The organism is Vibrio splendidus (assembly GCF_001557875.1).
Lineage (GTDB): Bacteria > Pseudomonadota > Gammaproteobacteria > Enterobacterales > Vibrionaceae > Vibrio > Vibrio splendidus_F.
In genome coordinates, this window is the sequence record NZ_LNRF01000001.1 from 1,747,983 (window position 1) to 1,771,523 (window position 23,541).

Sequence of the window (23,541 nt, forward strand, 5' to 3'; positions counted from 1 at the left end):
TATCAAACGTCTATAGCTCAGCACCTGTTGGCCCTGCTGCGTCGAATGGATATGGCGTAGCTCTAATTTTAGATCTAACGCAGTCTTCAAGCTTCGCAGGAAAGTACGCGTCAACTAACCCTTGGGCAGAGAGCGGCTTATCAAAGTAATAACCTTGTAGTAAATCACAGTGGTATTGCTGTAACTTCGCCATCTGTTCTGGGGTTTCAACCCCTTCTGCGACCACTTTCATCTGGCACGATGCACCAATATCGATGATAGCTTTAACCAAGGTTTCACTGTGCTGACTGGAATTCAATTTTCCAATAAAAGAGCGGTCTATCTTTATCTCTGTGATCGGCAGGGTATTCAGGTAGTTCAGTGATGAAAATCCGGTACCAAAGTCATCGAGCGAAATGCCAAATCCATATTCTCTAAGCCTTCTCAGTACCGGCTCGACAATGTGCAGATCTTTGATGAGAATGTTTTCGGTCAGCTCTAGCGTCACTCGGCAAGGAGCTATGCCCACCTCTTCGACGAGGCGAATGACCTTATCATCGAAACCAAGTTCGAAAACTTGCTTAGGTGACACGTTTACAGAAACTCCTACCGCCTCAGGTCCATTTGGCATCAAGTTTAAGGTGTCTTCACATGCTTTCCTTAGTACAAATTCCCCTATTTCATGAATCTTCCCAACCCGCTCTGCCGCAGGAATGAAATCCAACGGAGACACAAAACCAAGTAAGCCGTTGTTCCAACGACACAATGCCTCAACGCCTTTTAGCTGCTCAGAATGAGAATCCACTTGAGGTTGATACAGTACATTAAATTCGCCCCTCTCTAACGCAGTTCTAAGCTGCTCTTCCACCGAAAAGTCGTACTTCACTTTTCGATTGATCACATCGTCATAGAAAATTGCTTCGCCTTTATTCAATTCTTTAGCCTTGTACAACACAATGTCGGCTTTGGTTAGCAGTTCCTCTACTTCAGTCCCGTCATAAGGATACATCGACACGCCAGCCGAACACTGGGTAGAGACTGAAGTACCCTGAATATTAAATAGCGATTTGAATACATCTTGGATTTGTTGGACTTTCTGTTCCGCTTCCACAAGATCGTGAATTCCCGGCAGACAGAAGACAAACTCATCCCCCCCAAAGCGTGAAACGATATCGTTAGTCCCTAAGATTCGTTCAAATCGCGAACCTATCTGTTTCAGCAGCTCATCTCCGCTTGCGTGGCCATATTGGTCATTGATGCGTTTAAAGTTATCTAAGTCAACAAAGACCAACGCCACCAGCTTGCCTTCAAGTTTAGAGTGAGCGATGGCTCGGTTCACTTGCACTTCAAGTTCAGAGCGATTAGGGAGAGCGGTCAAAGAGTCGTGTCTTGCCATATGTTGCAGACGACGGCGGCTATTTTGGATTCGATTGAAGTCGTCGGAAATTCTCTGCTCCATTTGATCAAAGCGCAGCGATATTCGTCGACTCACTAGAACGCTGATAAAAATACAGACCAAGGTAGCCAGCACACTCAAGATAAGAATGAGCCCAAATTCATTACGAGATTCCGAGAGTAGTTGGTCTTTTCTGTGTTCAATGGAAGCATTTACATTATTCAAGTACACGCCAGTACCCACTATCCATCCCCAATCACCTACCTTTTTGACATAGCTACTTTTGGGGCCGATAAAACCCTGTTTATCAACGGTGATGTAGTTAACAAACCCGCCAGACTCAGCTTGCGCTAAAACGTCTTGCTTGAAGTTGTTTCCAAGGTCATCGTAAACATTAAGATCTTGCCCAATATGGATTTGGTGTGCGTGAAGTAAGCTGTCACCATTCTGTTCAAAAACGAACAAGTATCCATTATCACCGACCGTTATCTTCGACAATATATCGAGAATTCTTTGGTAGCTGACTCGTTTAACATCATCGAGAGAAATACCAGTGCCCAAATACCAATCAAATGGTTCGAAACGACGAATGTAACTGAGTTTTTCGAAGTGCGTATTGCCGATGTGTGGCTTTTCAAAGTCTTGCCCATCAAAGCCGGGACGAGGCACAAAATAGCGGGAATAAGCACCATTATTCTGCTTAAGAAGCGCTATTTGTTGTTTGATGACCGCCACACCACGGCTATCAGTCGTTTCAAGTTGATTGGTATTTTCTAACTCTGGAGCGCGAGGGTGAACCAGCACTGTGCCCTGCATATCGTAGGCGTAAATGTAGTCTTTTTTGTCCGCGTAGCTCAGCTTTCTGATTTCGTTAAGAATGAGTAATTTAAGCTCTTCTTCCGGCAGGTGTTGATTCGAGGAGTAGATATTCTGTGCAGCGGTATAGGCTCTATCCAGTCGACGTGTGATGCGCTTTTTTACCTCGATTTCAACAAGACGCTGAGTGTGCTTTATCTGTTGCGATACTTGCAGTACTTGCGCCTCAATAGAGTCCTTTTGAGCAGAGATGTAGTCTGTTCTGATGAGGTCTACCAATGCCTTGACCTTCTGATCTACGCTGGTAAACATCGCTACATTCAAGACGATTGCAGAAAAGATGATGATGGTAATCGGCAAATATTTGGTAAACCAGACCAACTTTTTGTCATTAATATGCAACATATAAACCCAACACAACAGAACAGAACAGGATTCCATATAATGTCATCATTTTACTGAACAGCCAACCATAAAAGTTAACATTCAGCTAATTTATAGAAAAAGCTTGTCTATCTCGGAAAAAAGGTTAGTGTTATACACATATATATCACCATGCAGTTTTAATTATGACCGAATGGAAAGACGACCAGCCGATCTTTAGGCAGCTTGCCGCCAAGATCAGTGACCAAATTCTTCAAGGTGTTTGGCTAGAGCTACAAGCACTGCCCTCTGTGCGTGCGGTTGCCGCCGATCTCAAGATCAACCACCTTACCGTCATGAAAAGCTACCAGTTACTGGTGGATGAAGGCTTGGTAGAGAAAAAACGCGGCCAAGGCATGTATGTGGCCGAAGGGGCACTGCAAAAATTGAAAGAATCTGCACACCAATCATTCATCAACACACAGATCCCAGCCATCGCTGAGACGCTAAGCATCATTGATATGAGTGTCGAAGAACTCGTGAAACAGCTAGCACAACATATAAAGGACAAGTCATGAGTACTTTACTTTCCGTGAAAAACGTAACCAAAACCTATTCAAATCAAGTGGGTGTCGAGAACATCAGCTTTGAGTTAAAACCGGGGCAAGTGCTTGGCCTGCTGGGCCACAATGGCGCGGGTAAATCGACTCTCATCAAATCACTGCTTGGTGGGCATAACTATCAGGGTGAAATCGAAGTCAACGGCTACCACCCTATCCACCAGCATGCGGAACTCATGCTGCACTTATCGTACATTTCAGACGTTAACGTGTTACCCGAATGGATGACCGTTAAACAACTGCTTCGATACACCCAAGGTGTGCACCAAAGCTTCAACAAGCAAAAAGCAGAGCAGACATTAAGCAGCACCAACATCAAACTGTCTTCCACTATCAAGCAACTTTCTAAGGGAATGAAGGTACAACTTCACCTTGCGATCATCATCGCGACTGATACTCAAGTGTTGATCTTAGATGAGCCGACACTTGGCCTAGATTTGCTGTACCGCGATACTTTTTATCGCCACCTACTCGAGTGGTTCCACGACGGCGAACGCGCCATGATCATTGCAAGCCATGAGGTTTCAGAGATTGAACACTTATTAACGGATGTGTTGATTTTAAAACAAGGCCATTGTGTGCTGCAAAAGAGCATGGAAGACATCGAAAACGACTATTTCATTATCGAAGTCGCAAATAACCATTCGAGCGAGATACAAAAGCTCAAACCACTGACCTCACAATCAGGCCTGGGCACCACTAAGTGGTTATTGGAAGGCCAATACAAAGCGCAGGTTGAATCACTGGGTAACATCTATAACGTTAGTCTCGCAGATCTATTCCTTGCAACACAGACGGAGAAGGCATAATGCATCCAAGTTTTTACATGCTAGAAAAAGAACTCATCGAGCACAAAATTAACACTCGATTACCTCTGTTTGTCGCGTTATGTGGTTTCTTGCTGTTCGTTAGTCTATTTTTCAATGGCGCAGCGCAGCATGAGTTTTTCTTCGAAATGCAAGTGAACGGTGACGTGAGCGACATCCACAGAGAGTTCGCACAAGACCTCAACTCAGTGATCTACTTTGGCGCGGGCCTTATTTCACTGGTCCTATCGACGCTTTACATCCCTAAAACGCTGCGTAAAGAGCGCCAAGAAGGCAGTTCAATGTTTTGGAGAAGTATGCCAGTGTCTAACGCAATGACTCACGGCGTGAAGCTAGGCTTCGGTTTAGTGGTAATTCCGGCTATCTGTGCATTGCTAGTGCTTTTCGCCGATTTACTATTCTGGATATTGAACGTGTCTAGCGAGCAACAACTGGCGTTACTGGTTGAGCAGCAGTCCCTGTTTTATGTGCTAAGCAACTGGCTCGTGTTCTTCGGACGAATGATGTTAGTTGCACTGGTTTTACTACCACTAGCAACGGTTACCCTAGCGATTTCTCAGTTGGTGAACTCTCCATTGCTTGTCATTTTTATCTCAAGCTATGCGATTAAGTTCCTCTCTGTCGCTGTATTTGGGTTCTATGGCATCAACGATTTCCTATCTCTCATCGCATCACTGCCACTGAAGGTACTGACAGCAAGCAACCCATTCAGCGCGATTGCTGAAGCGCCGATTTTATCGTTAAGTATTTACGTACTGATTGGCGTTGGCGGTTATCTGCTAAGCCTAAAGCTAAATAGAACAGACGATGTGAGTTTAAAGACGCTGTTCCAACGCTAGAGTCTACCCTAAGCACGAGCCTTTATCGGGCGTCACATCAGGTACAAAAATCTAAATCAAAGCTTCTGAGAAATCGGGAGCTTTTTTATTATCAGGGCCCTAACGAATACAGGGTGCGGAACCAAGGAACAAGGAACAAGGAACAAGGAACAAACAGTTTTAGTTTAGGGGAATAGATTTAACGAACGAAGATAAACTAACAGGAGAGGTATTAATGAGCTGACATTGAATTGCATTGTTGTTAATGCCTGCCAGCTCTTTGGAGGATGACTTCGTTAGTCGCCGACCAGATGAAGGTCCTTGAGAGTGCTAATGAAATCGATTTGTTGCGTTTTACATTTGATTAAGCTTTTCAGCTTTTAAAGCTTTACGATTTAAAGCTTATTTCTTTGATGCTTCTTTTGACGTGTCTTTCCAGTATTGGATACGAACGCGATGAAGCTGTGCTCTTCTCATTTTTTTCATAAGGGATATTTCCTTTTCTTTAACTGCTCTTCATGAGCTATTTTTATTGCCAACCATTCGAATCTAACGGTGTTTGATGCCCAGATCAATGATACAAATCACAAAATATATAGAGTTTTGAGTACCATTTACATCAAAGTATGACCTAGATATCAACTATGGCTCAATTCAATCCTATGAGCCACTGTTCAAAATTAAGGTTAGTTCTCTCAGATGACAAATTCATTTCAGTATCAATACAGTTCAATGATACTACTTAATAGACCGGACCAACGCGGATTTAGTTCCAACGTCTTATCTTTTATTGCTAACACCATCCTAAAAGTTACCGCGTAACTAAAACCAAATTCAATGTGAACAAATAATCACCACATTAGCCTATACGTCACAACATCAAAATGGGATTATGTTTGTAACGGATAGAGCTTTTGATAGAAAAAAGCCGTAATGGACAAAATTAAATAGACGTAATTAAATGGATGTAATAATGAGTAAAGTAATTCTGCAAGGGCATATTCTAGTTCCAGACAACGATCTAGAAGCAGTGACACAAGCCTTGGTTGTGCACAAAGAACTGACACTGGAAGAACCTGGTTGTATCGTGTTTCGAGTCAGTCAAAGCACGCTTCAACCTAATCGCTTTGAAGTGTATGAAGAATTCACTAGCCGAGAAGCATTTGAATCCCACCAACAGCGAGTAAAAACGTCTGAATGGGGTGATATATCCAAGAACGTGACACGTCATTACCAAGTCACCGACGTGACCACACCACAATGACAGAGCCCTTAGCCAACCGCATCATCACATTAATCAAACAAGATCCCTTACGAATGCAGGTTTTAGACTGTGTCGCTCAGCTGGATTTACCGCAGTGCTACGTTGCTGCAGGCTTTGTGAGAAACCTCGCTTGGGATCACCTACATGATTATGCCTCCCCGACTCCACTCAATGATATTGATGTGATCTACTTTGATCCCATTGATACCTCTTACGAATCGGCTCTTCGATACGAGGCTCTGCTTAAACAACGCTTACCCGAACTGAATTGGCAAGTTCGTAATCAAGCCTGCATGCACATCAGAAATCGGGATGAGCCTTACCAAAGCTCATTAGAAGCAATGAGTTTTTGGCCAGAGAAAGAGACTGCAGTTGGTATCAAACAAAAGCTAACCGGAGAAATTGAGTGTATTTCTGCTTTTGGCTTAGAAAGTTTGTTTGATTTGCAAATCACACCCAACCCAAAGCGTAGCCGAGAGATCTTTGATCAAAGAGTACAATCCAAGGACTGGCTGATCCAGTGGCCCAAGTTAACGATTAGTCACCGTTAACTAGCAGTCGAATTCAAACGCTAAAACCATTGACTAAAATCCCAATCAGATCGAACATGCCCACTTGTTAGCTAACTAACTTAGTAGCTTATTAAGTTAGCACTAACCAACTCATCAACCGCGCGTGGTGACTAGCTGCTACGCTCTCTCGTCATACAGAGTAACGACCATGAACCAACAATACATGCTGCAAGCACTCGAGGCTTCGCGCCAAGCCTTACCTGATTGCCAACCAAACCCGCCAGTAGGCTGCGTTTTGGTGAAGAACAATAAGGTGGTGTCTGTTGGGTACACGCAAAAAGTTGGCGGAAACCACGCCGAGGTTGAAGCACTCAATAGCTATAACGACGGATTGGACGGAGAAATGGAAGGGGTTACCGCCTACGTAACTTTAGAGCCATGTTCATTTGTTGGTAGAACACCCGCTTGCGCCAATACATTGGTTAAAGCCGGTGTAAAACACGTAGTGGTGGCGATGCTAGACCCAGACCCTCGCAATAATGGTCGTGGTGTCGCGATCCTTGAATCGCACGGCGTGAAGGTTGATGTGGGATTATGCCAAGCGCAAGTAAGCGCCTTTTTAACTCCTTACCTTGGTAAGTCCTAGATCTTAAACAGCCAGTATTAGTTCAATTTCACTCGATAAAGCGGGTTCGCTGGCCTGTCGACAAAATACGACCAAATATGGTCATAGACAGCATGTTGGTTAGGGAATGGCGCTAACGCTTTCGCCTCTTCTAAACTGCACCAACAATACTCCGTGTGCTCGTCATTCAGTTCAATCGCTTGGTTGGGCGGGCATAGCACCGCAAATAGAGGGATTAGCTGAATCACATTAACGTGAGCCTCATAAAACTGCTCCAGAAACTGCGCGTTATACAGAGCTTCCACTTTAATTTGGGTCTCTTCTTCAAACTCGCGCACGATAGCCTGCCAGCCTGTTTCTCCCGCTTCAATCGAGCCTGCAACATGACACCAAAACTCACCTTTCACACGCTTCATTAGTAGCATTTTCATTTGTCCGTCGATCTCTGAAATAGCGACACCAGATACAATCGAAGTATTGAGTGGAATCATAACGTTACCTTAGTTTTCATAAGAGGGCGACAAGGCTACCACCCTTGGTTTGTTAAATTGTCTTCTATGATTAAAAACGAGAAGTTACTCATCAATTAATGGAGTTCAAGCTATAACTCATGGGCTCAGTGTTAACCGTCTCATTTAACTATCCAGTAATAGAAGCATTTCTTATTTGAGGCGCTTTTCGATAAAGAGTAGAATCGCCGCCTTGTACTGTGTTTAACGTCTCTAAACATACACAGTAGACTCACAACCATTTATCACCACGATATAAGTATTAATACGACTATGCACTCATCAAAACCAACGCACGACTCAGAAAACAGCCACACACCTGAGCATTGCTTCACTCGTTTTCAACAGCCGATCGAGTCATATTCGTTGCCTGAGCGTTTCACCTTTCCGTTCTACTACGAACCGCACCCACTGTGTGAAATCGCCTCTCATCAGCTTCAACAATATTTAGAAACTCAAACCGACTGGCAGCATGACTTCGGGCTAGATTCTGACGCTGGTCGCGGCAAAATGTTTGGTGTGTTACTGGTGAAAAGCCCAGAAGGTGAATTGGGTTACTTCTCTGCTTTTTCAGGCAAAATCGCCGACCAAAACCTATTGCCTCACTTTGTACCACCCGTATTCGACATGCTGAGTAGTGACAGCTTTTTCCATCAAGACACAGCCGATATGATGGCTGTAAACGCTGAGTTTAAAGCGCTGCAAGCAAATACTGAATACCTTGAATTGTGCGAGCAACTGGCACAGCAAAAAGCGCAAGCTGAACAAGAGATTGAAGCTCAACGCCTATTGATTATTGAAGGCCGAAAAACACGTAAAGAACAACGTGAACAAGGTAAAGAGAATCTTGATGAACAAGCCTTCGAGCAGCTAAATAACGAGCTAAACAAGGCCAGTGTTGCTGATAAAAACCAACAAAAATACCTAAAACTCAATTGGGAGCAGACCCTAAAAGAGCTTCAAGGCAAAGTTGACGTATTTACAGCTCAATTGGCTGAACTCAAAGAGCAAAGGGCACACCTTTCTCATCAGCTTCAACACAAGTTGTTTTCACAATACGCTTTCCAAAATGCGGAAGGAAACGTTGAAGACCTTAACCAGATCTTTGAAAACACGCCAAACAAGATACCACCAGCTGGCTCTGGCGAATGCGCTGCGCCCAAATTACTGCAATATGCGTATTTAAATGGCTACACTCCGTTGGCATTGGCTGAGTTTTGGTGGGGTCGCTCTCCAAAATCGGAAATCCGCAAGCACAAGAAATATTACGCTTCTTGTCAGAGTAAATGTGTGCCGATTTTAGGTCACATGATGAAAGGCCTTGAAGTCGATCCAAACCCATTACTAGAGAACCCTGCTGAAGGCAAAGAACTGGATATTCTGTTCCAAGATGAGCACATCGTTGTGGTACATAAGCCAGCAGGGTTCCTTTCAGTACCGGGCAAGACCATCAAAGATTCTGCCTACACTCGCGTTCAGGAAATGCATCCTGATGTGGAAGGGCCGTTCGTGATACACCGCTTAGACATGGCGACCTCTGGCATTCTAATATTCGCCCTGACTCGACGAGCAAATAAAAGCCTGCAGAAGCAGTTCATTACTCGTGAAGTCGAGAAGCGATACGTCGCGATGATTGAAGGCGTTCTGACCGAAGATGAGGGTTATGTTCGATTACCGCTGCGTGGTGACCTGTACGATCGTCCTCGTCAAATTGTCTGCTACGAGCACGGCAAACCTGCAGAAACTAAATGGGAAGTGATTGAGCGAAACGAGCAAACCACTAAGGTTTACCTGCACCCTAAAACAGGGCGTACACACCAGTTGCGTGTTCACTGTTCACATGAAGAAGGCCTTAACAAGCCTATCGTCGGTGATGGCCTATATGGCAATAAAGCCAACCGACTGCACCTACACGCGGAAAGACTTGCGCTGCACCACCCAATCACCAAAGAGTGGATGGAATTCCAGTTTGACGCGGAATTCTAAGATCTCTCATTAATAACGAGTCTTATTGAAAGGAGTCACAACGCTTGTGGCTCCTACCTCTTTTGGGTATATCTCCACGCTTATTGCACTACATCAAGATTCACTTTGTTGCGAAGAGTAGCATGCCAACCTTCTTCATTCCTTGAGGCCTTTGATATGTCATCAGCTGCTTTGAATTTACAATCCAACACACAAACGTCTTCTTTACTTGCTGCGCAAGCACCAACCAGTTTGAACCCAATAACAACAAAAAAGCCGGACCTGAATTCGGCAATGCTGAATCTCATCGAAGAAGTAAAAAACGAACTTCCTCTTTATGAGTCAGAGACGTTTATCTGCGGGCCGAAAGGAAACTGCTCGGGTTGCTCGAAGAAACTGCTAGAGATGGTCGACAGTGAATTGATGTATTGGGAACATAATATTTCAATAGGCCAAGGGCCAAATTTCGAAGAATTACGTCGCTTTGGCAAACTGTGCAGCAGCGTAAGACGCGGCTTAGAGCGTAACGGTTTGGTAGAAAAACGCCCAAGACGTAGATAACCCAAAACTAAGCCGAAAATTCGGTAATGAAACACGATTTAGGGCGTCCTCGATCGTGTTTGAGGTCTCGTGATACCTAGCCTTAGCGCATATTAACTCCAATCACCTCAATTGGAGTTAACACCATGAATTGGACACATTTACTGTTCATACCCCTACTTCTTCTTTGCAATTCTGCCGTCGCGTTCGATGTCGGATTCACTCAAGTCACCTTAACTGACGACCCTAATCGCCCGCTAAATACTGCCATTTGGTATCCCACATCAGATAAATCAGACACAACCTTGATTGGCGATAACCCCGCCTTCATCGGTACGCAAGTCATCAGGGATGGGGAGGTTCAATCAGGTACCTTTCCTGTGGTGCTTTTATCGCATGGCTATCGAGGAAATTGGCGAAACCAAAACTGGTTGGCGACCAAACTTGCGAGTCGTGGCTACATCGTAGCAGCCGCAGATCATCCGGGTACCACCTCTTTTGACCAATCCCCAAAGCAAGCAGCAAAATGGTGGGAAAGGCCACGAGATGTATCACGTATTCTGGACTACTTGTTATCCGAAGCACCTTGGAAGCAGTCTGCTATCGCCGATAATGTTACCGCGATCGGGCATTCATTGGGTGGTTGGACTGTGATGCAATTGGCGGGAGCAAAAATAGATAGAGCAACGTTTGAATCGGAATGTAAGCAATATAACAATCCGAGAACTTGTGGGCTTGCCGAAGAGTTAGGGCTATCCAAAGTCCAAGCTAAAGAATCAAACAATAAAGATCTTTCAGATCCAAGAATTCAACGTGTAGTCAGCCTTGATTTAGGGCTTGCTCGTAGCTTTTCAGTCGGCAGCTTAAATCGCATCACAGTACCAACTTTAATACTGGCTGCTGGGATCGATATAGGAGATCTTCCTCAGACGTTGGAGTCTGGCTATATTGCCGAGCACATGCCACTGAACTCAAGACGCTACAAGGTCTATGAAAACGCCACCCATTTCAGCTTCATTCAAGGCTGTAAACCCGGAGCTATAGCCATGCTGAATGAAGAGGTGCCTGGGGATGGCATTATTTGTAAAGATGGCATTGGCACATCACGCAACCAGCTACATAAACTCTTCTTCAATGACATCGTTCGCTTTCTGAATCGATAAACGAAAAGCAAACACACTCAATCTAACACTTGTGGTGAACTTCGAAACTCACTTGGAGTTTGCCCAGTAATCCTTGAAAACTCCCTATTGAAGTTAGACTTAGTCTGAAAGCCTGAACTAAGGAAGATGTCAGTTATCGCTTCATCCGTTTGCTTCAGGAGCGCCTTAGCGTACTCAACTCGATAGGCGTTAATCACCTTCGAAATGTTCTGTTGGTGAGTTTGATTAACTGCAGACGATATCTTGCGAGCAGGAATGCCTAGCTTTCGTGCCAAGCGATTGAGAGACAGGTCAGGATCCTTAAATAATTGATGCTCACTCATTAATGCATCGAACTTAGCCATGATCTGTGCGGTTTCTTCTGCTTGGTCTTCATCTAAGCTGCGCACTAGTGTAGTCGATATGTCGACCTCTTCTGGAAAACCTTGTGACATGGTAGGTAAAGCCTGCACTTGCATGGTTTTTTCTTCGGCAGGCGTGCTCATACTGACTACCATCACAGCGGACACAATGGCTGGAATAAGGACAAGGTAGCTAATCGATAAGATCAGATTGGTGTGCTGCGCATCCAACAGCAAGATGTCGAAAGAAAGCGCACTATCAACCAAAGCCGAGAATAGCAGCATTACACCTGCAACCCGTTCAGCAACCAACACTTTCGAGATATCGGTTAGCCGCACTTGTTCCGGCAAGGTGCTCGACGACTTCAACAGCAAACCACCATAGCCGAGATAGAGCAATATCAGCAATACATCAAGGGTTCCCGCCCAGAGGTGCGTGTAGAAAAGTGAGCCAACTAAGACAGCAATCGGGCCTAACCAATGCAAATGTGTGCTGGATTGACTTCGATGAGCTCCCGCAAAGCACAGCCAAGCCGCCGCAGGAACACTGGCTCCGAGAATGGGTTGTAAGAAGCGAAACAGCGCAATGTCTACCGTCCATCGCAGGCCCACCACCGTAATCATTAATGCGCAGAGAATGATAAACCAAAATGGCTTTTGACTGGTTTGTGGGTAACGGCATCGAAGCAGGACGCCTGTCATCAATAACAACAGCGCAGCGACAAATGGTAAAGGAATGGCAAGCATCAAAAGTCCGTTTAAGTTAGAGAAAAGATTACTTCACCTTCAGCACTTCATTAGCGAAGCAACTGAGCAAATCAGTAATACATATTGAATATCAATCTATGGTAAATCATTCCTCTGACAAAAATCTAGAGCGAAACCTTGATGGCGTTAAGCCAATGATTTTCATAAAGACTTTTCGGAAGCTGTTTACATCTTCATATCCAACTAAGTAGCTAATTTGTTCTACTGGTTTGTGTGAGCTTTCCAGTAGCTCACACGCGCTTTGAACACGCACGTGTTGAATATAGTTAATTGGAGTCAAGGTTGTCGCTTTAGTAAATTGTCGAATAAAGGTTCTTCGTGTCATGAAGGCTTCCTCCGCCAATTGATCAAGTGCCAAAGGGAGGTGGTGATTCTTTTGAATAAAGCGCTGCACGGACACAATCTTGTCATTGCCATGAGCATAGTTAGGCACAAAGCTTTGATAGTAGCGCTGCTCTCTCAGCCCCGTATCCAACACCAGATACTTCCCCAAATTACGTGTATTAGTCGGCGTCGTGTATTTAGTCAGGATAAATAGAGCCAAATCCATCCACGACATCAAACCACCAGCAGTAATGATGTCATCGTCATCGATCAGAATTTTATCGATATCCACTTCGATTCCAGTATGGAGCTCCGAAAACAGTTGTTGAGCTTGCCAGTGCGTGGTGACGGTTCGCCCTTCTAGCAATCCGGTTTGAGCAAGAATGAACACGCCAGCGCACGCTGAACACAATATTGAACCCTTTTGATGAGAGTCAATCAGGTAATCCGTTAGCCTATCATCACGCTCTAGGTAGTAGCTGCCATCTAGGTTGGGCGGCAATAAAATGATATCGGCTTTAGACTCTTCATTTGAGTTAGCCAATGAAACCGATAAGTCGCCATAAGGCTTAATCTCAACTTGGAACTGAACCGTTTCACTTTCAGAATCAAGGCTATTCGCCATCTGAAGAAACTCTTTTACTCCAAACACAGCGCTCTGCAGAGAGCCTGGGTAATCGATGATTTCGACCTTTACTGATTTTGTCACTATTGCCATAGAGTCTGTCATTTTTGACGTGCGTTAAAAAACAGAGAGTAGTCATAATAGCCCTACACCACAAGACATTAACAACAAAGGTATGGATTATGAGCAATACTGCACTACTACTTATTGATTTCCAAAACGACTACTTTCCTTCATACGAAGGCGCGAAATGGGCACTCTCTGAAACAGAAAAAGCGGCAGGAAAAGGCGCGCAATTACTCGATACATTCCGCAATAAGAAACTACCAATTGTTCATGTACGCCATGAATTTCCAACCAATGAAGCACCGTTCTTCTTGCCACATTCCGATGGTGCTCAAATCCATAGCAGCGTAGCACCTCTGAAAGGTGAGCGAGTGATTGTGAAACAGCAGATCAATAGCTTTAGAGATACAGAACTGGACAAAGTATTGAAGGAACAAGGCGTTGAAAGGCTAATCATTGTCGGCGCGATGAGCCACATGTGTATTGACGCAGTGACTCGCGCAGCAACTGACTTGGGTTATGAATGTCACGTCGCCCATGATGCTTGCACCACACTGGATATGGAGTTCAATGGCGTTAAAGTACCGGCAGAACATGTTCACGCGGCATTCATGGCAGCACTTAGCTTTGGTTATAGCAACGTTGCCACAGCAAACGAGCTAGAGAAGCTGCTTTAATCAAGATCCGCCTAAGTGGCAAGCTCTCAGATTCGTGATTGCCACCTAAACTGACGGTCTACATATTAAAAGCACAAAAAAGGCGCCGATTAAGGCGCCTTCTGACTAGAAACAATTTCTGATTAAGCTGCGGCAGTTTGACGCGCAGGATGCTTAATAAACACAGCAACGATAGCAACAATAGCCAATGCGAAACAGTAGTACGAGTTAGAAACAATCTCTAGCGGAGATAGGTTAAATACCGAACCTAATAACAATACCTGAGCACCGTATGGCAACACACCTTGAATCACACAAGAGAAGATATCCAATAAACTTGCTGAGCGACGTGGAGATACATCGCTCTCTTCTGCTAATTGACGAGCAACACTACCAGAGACAATGATCGCTACTGTATTGTTTGCCGTGCACATGTTCACCATAGACACTAAACCAGCAATACCCAACTCACTTGCGCGGCCGTTCGCTTGCTTAGAGTGTGAAGAGCCGAATGCACGAATCATGCTACTGACTAGGTTAGTTAAGAAAGCTAGGCCACCTTGGCGACGCATCAGCTCACTCAAACCACCGATCAGCATCGACAGTAAGAAAATTTCCTGCATGTTGCCAAAGCCAGCATAGATATCTTGAGCGTAATCCGTTAAGCCGTAGTTCTCCACAGAACTTAAGCTAACGCCACCCGCCAGTAAGATACCGATGGTTAGCACAACGAACACATTCATACCTGATACTGCAAGAATCAAGATAGTAATGTAAGGCAGTACTTTCAGCCACTCGATAGGACCCGTTTCAGGCACTTGAGTTGCCGTGCTGTTAAAAGCAAAGATAACAATCGCGATAAGTGCAGCAGGAAGTGCTATACGGATGTTCTCTTTAAACTTGTCTCTCATCTCACAGCCTTGCGAGCGCGTCGCAGCAATTGTGGTATCAGAGATGATAGACAGGTTGTCACCAAACATCGCGCCACTTAAAACAACGCCTGCAGTTAGTGGAATGCTCATGCCTGCTGAGTCTGCAATGCCCAATGCAACAGGCGCTACCGCCGCAATAGTACCCATTGAGGTGCCCATTGCTGTCGCGATGAATGCGGAAATTAGGAAGATACCCGGAAGAATCATGCTCGTAGGGATTGCTGACAAGCCAAGATTTACCGTCGCATCAACACCACCGGAAGCTTTAGCAACGGCTGCAAAAGCACCTGCCAATAGGTAGATCATACACATTGCGATAATGTCTTTGTGACCTACTCCACTTAAGAACTGTTCGATAGCACGGTTCAATTTATCTTTGCTCAACAGCAGCGCCAACATCACAGCAGGTAGAGCCGCAATCGGAGCTGGAAGCTGATAGAAAGCAAAATCGACGCCTTGCAACGACAGGTAGGTACCTACGCCAATAAACAGCGCAAGGAACACAATCAGAGGGATAAGTGCCACTGCCGAAGGGGCAATTACCGCATTAGAATTTTTTGAATTGGACATGGAACGACAACACTATAGAACAGGAAGGAGAGCAGACTAATGTCACACTTAGGACTTGTCAACGTCTAGACGTCTAAACGCCCAATTTAATGCAAAGTAATAAGCACACCATTGAACATCACATAATAGAAAAGGCTATTTACTCACCAGTAAATAGCCTTTCAAGAACAAATTGCTCATACACGAAACAGAGTTTTAGAGAGCTGCTTTCTTAATAAATAGAGCTTGTAAATAACTTAGCGCTTTTGTGTGAAAGTCACTTGATACTCTCCAATATCATCATAAGCAATGGATGTCAGCTCGTTGAAGTCAAGCTCAACCACACCACAGTAAGACCCTGTAATGATCGCCTCGCCCGCTTCAAAACTCACTCCACGTTTGGTCATCGTATTGATCAGCCAATAGATAGGGGTTTGTGCTAAAGAGTTAGGATGCTTTCCAGAGAACGCTTGCACTTTTTCACCTTGAGTAAAACTTACCTCAACGTTCGCAGCTGCAAATGCTTTTTTTCTGTCGACCTCAGGCCCTAGAAGCAGACCTTGGTTGGCTAGGCAGTCAGCCAACACTTCATAAAACTCCGCGCCACTGTCATCAGCAAAGCGAGATTGAATTAACTCAAGTGCCATATGGCAAGAGCCAATTGCATCATTGATTTGTGCTTCGCTGTAACCATTTGAGTTCGCAGGCAAAGACTTAGTCAGTACAAAAGCGATTTCTGGTTCTACTCGGGCTACCTCTTTACCTGGCACTGAGCCTGTATCTGCGAACAGTTCACAAACTTCACCTTGCTGTACGTTGTCAGCGAAAATAGGCGCTACGATAAATTTGTTTTCTGCAAGAGGTAATAGACACTTCCAGCCCCCCACCCTATCTGCACTAATTTCAATCATGGATTCTTGAATGGCTAACGCATCATCTAAACTGGTTGGGCGATATTGTTCGATTAATCTTGGCGCTTTAGTTCCCGCGGTGCGACGGCTTAATAACTCTTTAGCCGCCTGCTCAAATACACTTGTCATAATATACCGTTTAATTTAGAACGATTAGAAATAGGCTTGGGCAATGGCATCACTCATGCGATGGTTGCACCGTAAAGTGTTCAAAGGTCTATTGTCACATGTCCCGTAAGTGAACACATACTGCTAAGTCAATATATTAAAAGAAAAGCCAGCACCTGATGATCAGTTTGCTGGCTTTTTGAATATGTCATTGCCGGACAAGCGCTACGCACCTTTCAGCGTCTTCTTAAGATTTTGCATGAAATTTCTGAAGTGAGGCATGAAATCAACAAACAGAGGGTGTTTTCTATCTTGCATCATCAACGGTCCCAGTAAGCGAATACTTACACCTAGTCTCGTTGCGGATTGCTCGTCTAGGCCACTGTCCTGCTTGATCTTCTCTACAATCGCGAACATGTTTTCTCTGTCTTCAATTTCAAACTGCATGGTTTGCAGTTCACGATCTTCCTTGATGTTCACTTCTTCGATAGTGATACGGTAGTGATTGTGTTTGCCTGTGATTGTTTGCATCGTCATTACTGTCTCCTAACTTGAATTTACGAACAATTAAGTTGATAATGTCAACCATAAACACAATAGTTGATAGTGTCAACTATATTTCTAAGGATCGTTTATGTCTGATAACACATCGTTAGAGTCTATCTTTCGTTTAGTACACTCTGTGAAACGTCAAATGAGTGAACAGATTGAGAGCTTGGGTTCTGAGATCGCACCCATGAACATTCGTGTCATGAAGATCATTACTAAGAAATCTCCATGTACGGCTATCGATATCGCGCACTACTTAAACCGCGATAAAGCGCAGGTCACGAGATTAGTTAATGCATTGATCAATCAAGAGCTTGTGAAGAAGTCTCCAAATCCAGAAGACAAGCGCAGCCAGTTATTGATTCTGACCGATAAGGGGCAAGAGGTCATGAGTAAGGTTTCGGATATAGACCGAGACATGTTGAAGAGAATGACCAAAGGCATGGCCGAAGATGAGTTAGAGCAATTCAGAAAAATTGCAAAGAAAATGGCGCAGAATTTAGAGAGCAGCTCTTCAAAATAAAACGAAAGAACGCCACCGAATCGAATCATCGGTGGTGTTTTTTGTAGAATTTGGTTTTACCTACATATAAGCATGCCAAAATCGACTTTGAAAACGCTTTATCCTACTCGGTAAGAAATTAATCAGCAGACCATACATTCTTGAAATCTGGCCATCCCCAGTTGGTGATGGCCACGTTTTTCAGAATCCCTTGGAAACGAACGGTCTGCAAGTGATGGAACATAGGCACTAACCAATAATCTGAGATCAGAGTAGACGCGATAGGTTCTAGCTCTGCCAAGTAATTAGGCAGTTCAACGGATGCTTTATGACTATCCAAACGCTGTTTGAGCCAATCACTGTTCATCTCTCCTAAAGCAGAGTGCAAAACAGGATCGTTCATCATCCAAGAGAACAGCGAAGACGGGGCATTGTCATCGAGATTCAGGTTACACAACACCAAGTCTTCTTTTAATTTGCCACTTTGAGAGAGCTGCGCCAATTCTCGAAAACTGTAAGTGTTCACCTCAACTTCCACGCCATATCGTTTGAGTATGTCGGATACGCAAATCGCACATCGGTACAACGCATAATAGTCGTAAACCGCAATACTCATCTTTTCCGGCAGTTGTGCTTCTTTCGACGGCGTTCGATACAACTTCTGCCAGCTTGGCAGTATGTTTTGAGCTAAAGAGACACTGAACAAACCCTTGTTCGTTTCCAATTGAGACAAAATCGCTTGTGGGTTGGTCAGTTGTGAAAGGTATTTTCGCTGCTCATTATTAAGCGGAGTTGCCGCTGAGTTCTGATTGAACAGGATAAACAGACACCCATCCTCGACTCGGCTACGAAGACCGTCTGTGTCTGCTGAAACAAGCTCCGCACCGCTTTTCCCTAATTGATGGAAGCATGAAGAATCTTCATAAGGCGATACCTGCATTTGGCTGTCATCGAAGCGAGCAGTGCCCGTCATTGATTCCTCAAACTGCCAGATGGTCACCTCATCGGTTAACGAGCGGCAACCATAATAGTGTTCAAATGCGGCGAGTTTGATTCGTTCATTGTTGGTCTCAACCACTTTAAATGGACCGGTACCAATAACAGCATGGGACACAGAACTTAATGGAGACGGTTCACGGGTGACTTGCGCTGCGGGTTGAATCGAGTATTTAACGCCAGCAAGTAAACCAGCAAAGCCCGTATCTGCTTTGGTGAGTTGAAAGCTGATCCTCAATGACTGCTCACTGTAAACCGAAGCGACATGGGCAAGCTCTGTCTGATAGAAAGGTAAGGTTTGCAATGCAGAAAACATCGAAACTAATTGCTTAGCATCCACAGGCTGTCCGTCATGGAAAGTAAGTCCCGGGCGCAGATAGAAAGTCCAAACGAGCTTTTCAGAATCATATTGCCAGTGATGCGCCAACTCAGGCTTCAACTCCCCTTTGCCATTACATGTCACTAAACAACTGAACACTTGCCTGATCAAAAATCGTTCACTACTACGGTGAATATGATGCGGGAACAGGTCTTCGAACTTACGTTTGTAGGTTAATTGGACGTGCAGTAACCCTTCGCGCATCGTCGCACCGGATGTTTCTTGGAGAAGAGAGCCAAACACTGCACGGTCATTATCCAAAATAGAGAGCGCTTTTTCGTACTTGCCCTGCTCTATCAGCTTGCTGGCAACATGTTGAGTCAGTTGTTGATTGCTAAAGCGCAATGTCAGGTTAGAACGTTGATTCCTACCGACTTTTGGCTCCCACACCACCCATTCAGCTTGATGCATCTTGCCGAGTAAGGTTCGTGCATGGCGCAAACTGGTAAACAGCTTGTCTGCCACCTCAGTCAAAGTGACCGAATGTGAGATGTTAGGCTCGAACGAATCCAGCCGAGTGTAGTAACGCATCATGTTTAGATCAGACAAATAATGAACCTTTTAGAAACAACCCTTCCTCATAAAGCCGATTATAAAACACATTTGTGTTTAAGTGCTGATAAAAGACAAAAACAGGAACAACTCAACAAAAATCCATCTGTTTATTAGTTCCTATTAAATAACCATAATTAATGGGTCAACAAGGAACTTTGAGTTCCCACCAAAGCCTAATACAAGAGAAGTAGTCATCATGAGAAAATACTATCTTAATAAGCTAAAAAGCACCTGTAGCAAGCTCGAAAGAGAAGCACTACGAACACTTATAGAGCTATGTAACTGGCGTTATTAGTACACTTTTAAGCACCGAGTTAACGCGAGTTGAGTACATCCTAATATGCTCCTACCCCCAATATGAGTTAGGTCTCAACTCGCTTTTCCATTTTAAATCCCCTCTCAACCCAGCTGTACCAATCGCTCACGCATTCGATAAATTTCCATTGTCGACTCGACAAATTTAATTCGTTTTCTTAGTTAAACGAAAAGCCTTAAGGTTCGCCCCGAAGCAAGCAAGGAGCCTCAGAAAAACTGAAAGCTCAGCTAACAACTAATTTATTTGCAGTTACCAATCAGGTATTAACTAAGGAAACGCCATGCGTATCGCAATTCTTTCTCGCAACGAAAATCTATACTCTACTTCTCGCTTAAAAGCGGCTGGAGAAGCACGTGGTCACCAGGTCGATGTTATCGACACGCTGCACTGTGATATAGATATCGCGAGTAACAATCCGAAGATTCGCTACATGGGTGAAGAGCTACCTCAATACGATGCTGTTATTCCACGTATTGGCGCTTCCATTACCTTTTACGGAACTGCGGTTGTTCGCCAATTCGAAATGATGGGCACTTTTTGTATCAATGAGTCAGTTGCAATCAGTCGTTCTCGCGACAAACTGCGCTCACTACAACTGTTGTCTCGCAAAGGTATTGGCTTACCAAAAACAGGTTTCGCTAGCCGCCCAGACAAGATTCAAGACTTGATCAAAAACGTAGGTGGCGCACCACTGGTTATCAAGCTTCTTGAAGGTACTCAAGGTATCGGTGTGGTTCTAGCTGAAACAAACAAAGCAGCAGAAAGCGTTATCGAAGCATTCATGGGCCTAAAAGCGAACATCTTGGTTCAAGAGTTCATTGAAGAAGCAAATGGCGCAGACATCCGTTGTTTTGTTGTTGGCAACAAAGTAATTGCAGCGATGAAGCGTCAAGCTGGTGAGGGTGAATTCCGCTCTAACCTGCACCGTGGCGGTACAGCTCAACTGGTTAAACTAACCAAAGAAGAGCGCGCTACAGCAATCAATGCTGCGAAAATTATGGGTTTAAACCTATGTGGTGTTGATATTCTACAATCTAAGAATGGCCCTGTTGTAATGGAAGTTAACTCTTCTCCTGGCCTAGAAGGTATTGAGAAAGCGACAGGTAAAGATGTAGCAGACATGATTTTCGAATTCATCGAAAAAAATGCAAAACCAAACGCTAACCGTACTCGTGGCAAAGGCTGATTTAACGCCGTTAACTCATGATTGGAAATGACATGAACAATAAAATGATCATAGGGAATACAGAAGCACTTTGCTTACCAGAGTTAGGGATAACTGGACTACATACACGTGTTGATACAGGGGCTAAAACCTCTTCTCTACACGTAGACAATCTACTATGTGTAAAAACAGACGGTGAGAACTTCGTTGAATTCGATCTTCACCCAGACGTTTACCACCTAGAAGAGACAGTGCGCTGCAAAGCGAAGCTGAAAACAAGTAAAAGAATCAAATCATCGAACGGCGAAGTTGAACACCGTTGTGTGATTGAAACCATGCTAAAAATCGGCGGTCAGGAATGGCCTATCGATATCACGCTAAGCAACCGTCAAGATATGACTTATATGATGCTGCTTGGTCGTCAAGGCATGAGTGACAAAGTGATTGTTGATCCAGCGGGTGAATTCCTGCTGACTCACTAATCCGAGTCATCGTAACCGCTCCACAGGTTATAACTAAATAAGGCCAGTCTCATGACTGGCCTTATTGCTATCTATTTTTCTATTTCCACTTTCTACTTCAGTTCTGAATACACGGTTTTGAATTCAGGCTTCTGATCTATTTCTTCGATTTGCCATGAGATTGAAAACCAAATCGCCATATCGATAACAGTAATTTCTTGGTTTTGATTTTGGTCACTCGCCAATGTGTAACAGGCCTTCTTGGGGCACTCATCAACAGATGTTCAAAAGCTTTCTGACTGAAATCGACTCGCCCACCATGCGCCACCAGCAAGGTATCAAGCTGCATGTCATAAATACGCGATACAGACGCTCGATACTTATTAGGATGAAAGATAGGAAATGGCGGAATCAGTTTCTTCTTAACCTCGACCATTAAATCAGCCACATAAGCCACGCTGTGTGATGGGCAATAGACCGAGAGATCTCTGTCGGTATGGCCCGGCGTTTCTAGAACCAACCAATCATCAAACCCCGGAATACTATCCCCATCCGACAGCTTATAGTCCGGTTTCAACTTTCTTGAATACCATAGGTTTGCTTTCGGTTTTCCTAAGCGGTTCGCCATCCACCTAGCAAGCGCTAAGTCGGTCAGGTGCATCAAAATTCCATCAATGCCGTGATACCAATCCTTGTCTCTGTTTGCTGACACCAAATGACAATTAGTGAGCTTTCTGAGCGTATGCGCAGCGCCTGCATGATCTGGGTGCATGTGTGTCACAACCACAGTGTGTAGATCGCTAAATTCACGGCCAAGATCATCTTCAATGAAAGCCCTAAGTTGAGGAATATCCGCACGGCACGCACCATCAAGTAACAGCAGCCTATCGGGATACTCTACGAGATACATGTCTTGGATATAGCCTTTAATGGTATGCAGCTGCAAAACTGCTCCTTGTGATAAAACAACTGGTCAGACCTATACAATAGCAAATCCAACTTCAATTGTGATCATTTTGTTAAAATCAACAATCTCAAACAAGATAGAGAGCTCCAATCAAGGTTTCTATTGGTATTCACTAAATTACTCAAATCCGATGTTACTCAAATCCAATTCAACTCAGTGTAAATGGGAACAGATCCCAAAGATTGCCATCAATTTCATCCGATAGTTTTCAGCATTATCGAATGCCCGCATTGCCGTATACCTTGCTCTATAAGCCTTACGATTCAAGCTACCAACATCATTTATCGTGACGACAAAACATGTGATTTGTTGCCATGAGTTATTAGGACTATATATGCGCCTCTAATTTATTGTCTGAGTGCTATACATGAACCAATTAATCGATGCTCTTTCTACCCAAGGTTACTTTGTTTGGGATGACTTCTTAACGCATGAAGAAGTGGTGGCATTGAGGGATTGCATTCCAGAGAACTGGAAAAAGGCTAGGATTGGCCGTAACGATGAAGTAACACGAGAGTCGACCATTCGTAGTGACAAAATTCAGTGGGTACGCCGCGACATGGGCGAGCCAGCTTCTCTGTTCCTAGACAAGATGGAACAAATTCGTTTAGCGGCAAACCAAGCGTTCTTTTTGGGTCTGTTCGAGTACGAAGCGCACTTTGCTAAATACGAAAAAGGCGACTTCTACCAGAAGCACTTAGACTGCTTCAAAGGCAATGAGAACCGCCGTCTGACTACCGTGTTCTACATGAACGACGAGTGGACAGAAGACGACGCAGGTGAGCTTGTGGTTTACGATCTAAAAGACAACCACATTGCGACCATTCCACCAAAGTCAGGGCGCTTATTTGTGTTCTTATCTGAACAGTTTCCACACGAGGTCCTGCCGACAAACACAGAGCGATTCAGTATTGCAGGTTGGTTCCGCATTAACGGCGTGAAAGACAACCAACTCGATATCGCACACTAAATAT

23 protein-coding genes are annotated in these 23,541 nt (G+C 44.3%); 14 read left to right on the forward strand and 9 right to left on the reverse strand.

Annotated elements, in window-relative coordinates:
• Positions 1 to 10 precede the first annotated feature (10 nt).
• The gene (locus ATB74_RS07405; protein WP_061017616.1) at positions 11 to 2,596 is read right to left on the reverse strand and encodes a bifunctional diguanylate cyclase/phosphodiesterase; all 2,586 of its coding nucleotides are present in this window, start codon (positions 2,594 to 2,596) and stop codon (positions 11 to 13) included.
• 164 nt (positions 2,597 to 2,760) lie between these two features.
• Here ATB74_RS07405 and ATB74_RS07410 point away from each other — a divergent pair, with 164 nt between their 5' ends.
• The 6 genes from ATB74_RS07410 (at position 2,761) to ATB74_RS07435 (ending at position 7,241) form a co-directional block, all read left to right on the forward strand.
• Positions 2,761 to 3,132 carry a GntR family transcriptional regulator gene (locus ATB74_RS07410; RefSeq protein WP_017060587.1) on the forward strand — a complete coding sequence of 124 codons (372 nt, stop codon included), beginning with the start codon at positions 2,761 to 2,763 and terminating at the stop codon, positions 3,130 to 3,132.
• On the forward strand, positions 3,129 to 3,983 hold the full coding sequence (locus ATB74_RS07415; RefSeq protein ID WP_061017618.1) for an ABC transporter ATP-binding protein: 855 nt from the start codon (positions 3,129 to 3,131) through the stop codon (positions 3,981 to 3,983). Before ATB74_RS07410 ends, ATB74_RS07415 begins: the two co-directional genes overlap by 4 nt.
• Positions 3,983 to 4,840 (forward strand): hypothetical protein, encoded by an 858-nt coding sequence (locus ATB74_RS07420; RefSeq protein WP_061017620.1) that lies wholly within the window; start codon positions 3,983 to 3,985, stop codon positions 4,838 to 4,840. The genes ATB74_RS07415 and ATB74_RS07420 overlap by 1 nt, the downstream gene beginning before the upstream one ends.
• A 952-nt stretch (positions 4,841 to 5,792) precedes the next feature.
• Positions 5,793 to 6,083 carry a putative quinol monooxygenase gene (locus tag ATB74_RS07425; RefSeq protein ID WP_060981673.1) on the forward strand — a complete coding sequence of 97 codons (291 nt, stop codon included), beginning with the start codon at positions 5,793 to 5,795 and terminating at the stop codon, positions 6,081 to 6,083.
• The gene (locus tag ATB74_RS07430; protein WP_060981674.1) at positions 6,080 to 6,634 is read left to right on the forward strand and encodes a nucleotidyltransferase family protein; all 555 of its coding nucleotides are present in this window, start codon (positions 6,080 to 6,082) and stop codon (positions 6,632 to 6,634) included. Before ATB74_RS07425 ends, ATB74_RS07430 begins: the two co-directional genes overlap by 4 nt.
• Before the next feature lie 169 nt (positions 6,635 to 6,803).
• Positions 6,804 to 7,241 carry a bifunctional diaminohydroxyphosphoribosylaminopyrimidine deaminase/5-amino-6-(5-phosphoribosylamino)uracil reductase RibD gene (locus ATB74_RS07435; RefSeq protein ID WP_060981675.1) on the forward strand — a complete coding sequence of 146 codons (438 nt, stop codon included), beginning with the start codon at positions 6,804 to 6,806 and terminating at the stop codon, positions 7,239 to 7,241.
• Between the two features lie 17 nt (positions 7,242 to 7,258).
• Here ATB74_RS07435 and ATB74_RS07440 read toward each other — a convergent pair whose 3' ends face one another.
• Positions 7,259 to 7,711, reverse strand: a complete 453-nt coding sequence (locus tag ATB74_RS07440; protein ID WP_060981676.1) for an NUDIX hydrolase — start codon at positions 7,709 to 7,711, stop codon at positions 7,259 to 7,261.
• A 291-nt stretch (positions 7,712 to 8,002) separates the two neighbouring features.
• On the opposite strand from ATB74_RS07440, the gene ATB74_RS07445 reads away from it, so the two are divergent.
• The 3 genes from ATB74_RS07445 (at position 8,003) to ATB74_RS07455 (ending at position 11,397) form a co-directional block, all read left to right on the forward strand.
• The gene (locus tag ATB74_RS07445; RefSeq protein WP_061017624.1) at positions 8,003 to 9,715 is read left to right on the forward strand and encodes an RluA family pseudouridine synthase; all 1,713 of its coding nucleotides are present in this window, start codon (positions 8,003 to 8,005) and stop codon (positions 9,713 to 9,715) included.
• Positions 9,716 to 9,871: 156 nt separating this feature from the next.
• Positions 9,872 to 10,255 carry a hypothetical protein gene (locus ATB74_RS07450; RefSeq protein ID WP_061017626.1) on the forward strand — a complete coding sequence of 128 codons (384 nt, stop codon included), beginning with the start codon at positions 9,872 to 9,874 and terminating at the stop codon, positions 10,253 to 10,255.
• Positions 10,256 to 10,380: 125 nt separating this feature from the next.
• On the forward strand, positions 10,381 to 11,397 hold the full coding sequence (locus ATB74_RS07455; protein ID WP_061017629.1) for an alpha/beta hydrolase family protein: 1,017 nt from the start codon (positions 10,381 to 10,383) through the stop codon (positions 11,395 to 11,397).
• A 17-nt stretch (positions 11,398 to 11,414) separates the two neighbouring features.
• On the opposite strand, the gene ATB74_RS07460 is transcribed toward ATB74_RS07455, so the two are convergent.
• A complete protein-coding gene (locus ATB74_RS07460; protein WP_081090079.1) occupies positions 11,415 to 12,485 on the reverse strand; it encodes a helix-turn-helix domain-containing protein in 1,071 nt (356 codons plus the stop codon).
• 106 nt (positions 12,486 to 12,591) lie between these two features.
• The gene (locus ATB74_RS07465; RefSeq protein ID WP_060981681.1) at positions 12,592 to 13,548 is read right to left on the reverse strand and encodes a GlxA family transcriptional regulator; all 957 of its coding nucleotides are present in this window, start codon (positions 13,546 to 13,548) and stop codon (positions 12,592 to 12,594) included.
• Positions 13,549 to 13,637: 89 nt separating this feature from the next.
• Between ATB74_RS07465 and ATB74_RS07470 the strand changes: the two genes are divergently transcribed.
• Positions 13,638 to 14,198 (forward strand): cysteine hydrolase family protein, encoded by a 561-nt coding sequence (locus ATB74_RS07470; protein WP_060981682.1) that lies wholly within the window; start codon positions 13,638 to 13,640, stop codon positions 14,196 to 14,198.
• 122 nt (positions 14,199 to 14,320) lie between these two features.
• Here the strand turns inward: ATB74_RS07470 and ATB74_RS07475 are convergent, their stop codons facing one another.
• The 3 genes from ATB74_RS07475 to ATB74_RS07485 form a co-directional block, all read right to left on the reverse strand.
• Positions 14,321 to 15,679, reverse strand: coding sequence for a Na+/H+ antiporter NhaC family protein (locus tag ATB74_RS07475; RefSeq protein ID WP_061017633.1), 1,359 nt, complete (start codon positions 15,677 to 15,679; stop codon positions 14,321 to 14,323).
• A gap of 236 nt (positions 15,680 to 15,915) precedes the next feature.
• A complete protein-coding gene (locus ATB74_RS07480; protein WP_060981684.1) occupies positions 15,916 to 16,698 on the reverse strand; it encodes a hydratase in 783 nt (260 codons plus the stop codon).
• Positions 16,699 to 16,902: 204 nt separating this feature from the next.
• Positions 16,903 to 17,208: a DUF3861 domain-containing protein gene (locus tag ATB74_RS07485; RefSeq protein ID WP_060981742.1), complete on the reverse strand. Its 306-nt coding sequence runs from the start codon at positions 17,206 to 17,208 to the stop codon at positions 16,903 to 16,905.
• Between the two features lie 103 nt (positions 17,209 to 17,311).
• On the opposite strand from ATB74_RS07485, the gene ATB74_RS07490 reads away from it, so the two are divergent.
• On the forward strand, positions 17,312 to 17,749 hold the full coding sequence (locus ATB74_RS07490) for a MarR family winged helix-turn-helix transcriptional regulator (protein ID WP_061017635.1): 438 nt from the start codon (positions 17,312 to 17,314) through the stop codon (positions 17,747 to 17,749).
• 118 nt (positions 17,750 to 17,867) lie between these two features.
• Here the strand turns inward: ATB74_RS07490 and ATB74_RS07495 are convergent, their stop codons facing one another.
• Complete coding sequence (locus tag ATB74_RS07495; protein ID WP_061017637.1) at positions 17,868 to 19,652, reverse strand: SgrR family transcriptional regulator; 1,785 nt, start codon at positions 19,650 to 19,652, stop codon at positions 17,868 to 17,870.
• A gap of 602 nt (positions 19,653 to 20,254) precedes the next feature.
• Here ATB74_RS07495 and rimK point away from each other — a divergent pair.
• The gene (gene rimK, locus ATB74_RS07500) at positions 20,255 to 21,160 is read left to right on the forward strand and encodes a 30S ribosomal protein S6--L-glutamate ligase (protein ID WP_019824669.1); all 906 of its coding nucleotides are present in this window, start codon (positions 20,255 to 20,257) and stop codon (positions 21,158 to 21,160) included.
• Between the two features lie 32 nt (positions 21,161 to 21,192).
• Positions 21,193 to 21,621 (forward strand): ATP-dependent zinc protease family protein, encoded by a 429-nt coding sequence (locus ATB74_RS07505; RefSeq protein WP_019824668.1) that lies wholly within the window; start codon positions 21,193 to 21,195, stop codon positions 21,619 to 21,621.
• Positions 21,622 to 21,757: 136 nt separating this feature from the next.
• On the opposite strand, the gene ATB74_RS07510 is transcribed toward ATB74_RS07505, so the two are convergent.
• Positions 21,758 to 22,546 carry an MBL fold metallo-hydrolase gene (locus tag ATB74_RS07510; RefSeq protein ID WP_061017639.1) on the reverse strand — a complete coding sequence of 263 codons (789 nt, stop codon included), beginning with the start codon at positions 22,544 to 22,546 and terminating at the stop codon, positions 21,758 to 21,760.
• A gap of 388 nt (positions 22,547 to 22,934) precedes the next feature.
• Between ATB74_RS07510 and ATB74_RS07515 the strand changes: the two genes are divergently transcribed.
• A complete protein-coding gene (locus tag ATB74_RS07515; RefSeq protein WP_060981688.1) occupies positions 22,935 to 23,537 on the forward strand; it encodes a 2OG-Fe(II) oxygenase in 603 nt (200 codons plus the stop codon).
• The last annotated feature ends 4 nt before the right edge of the window (positions 23,538 to 23,541 follow it).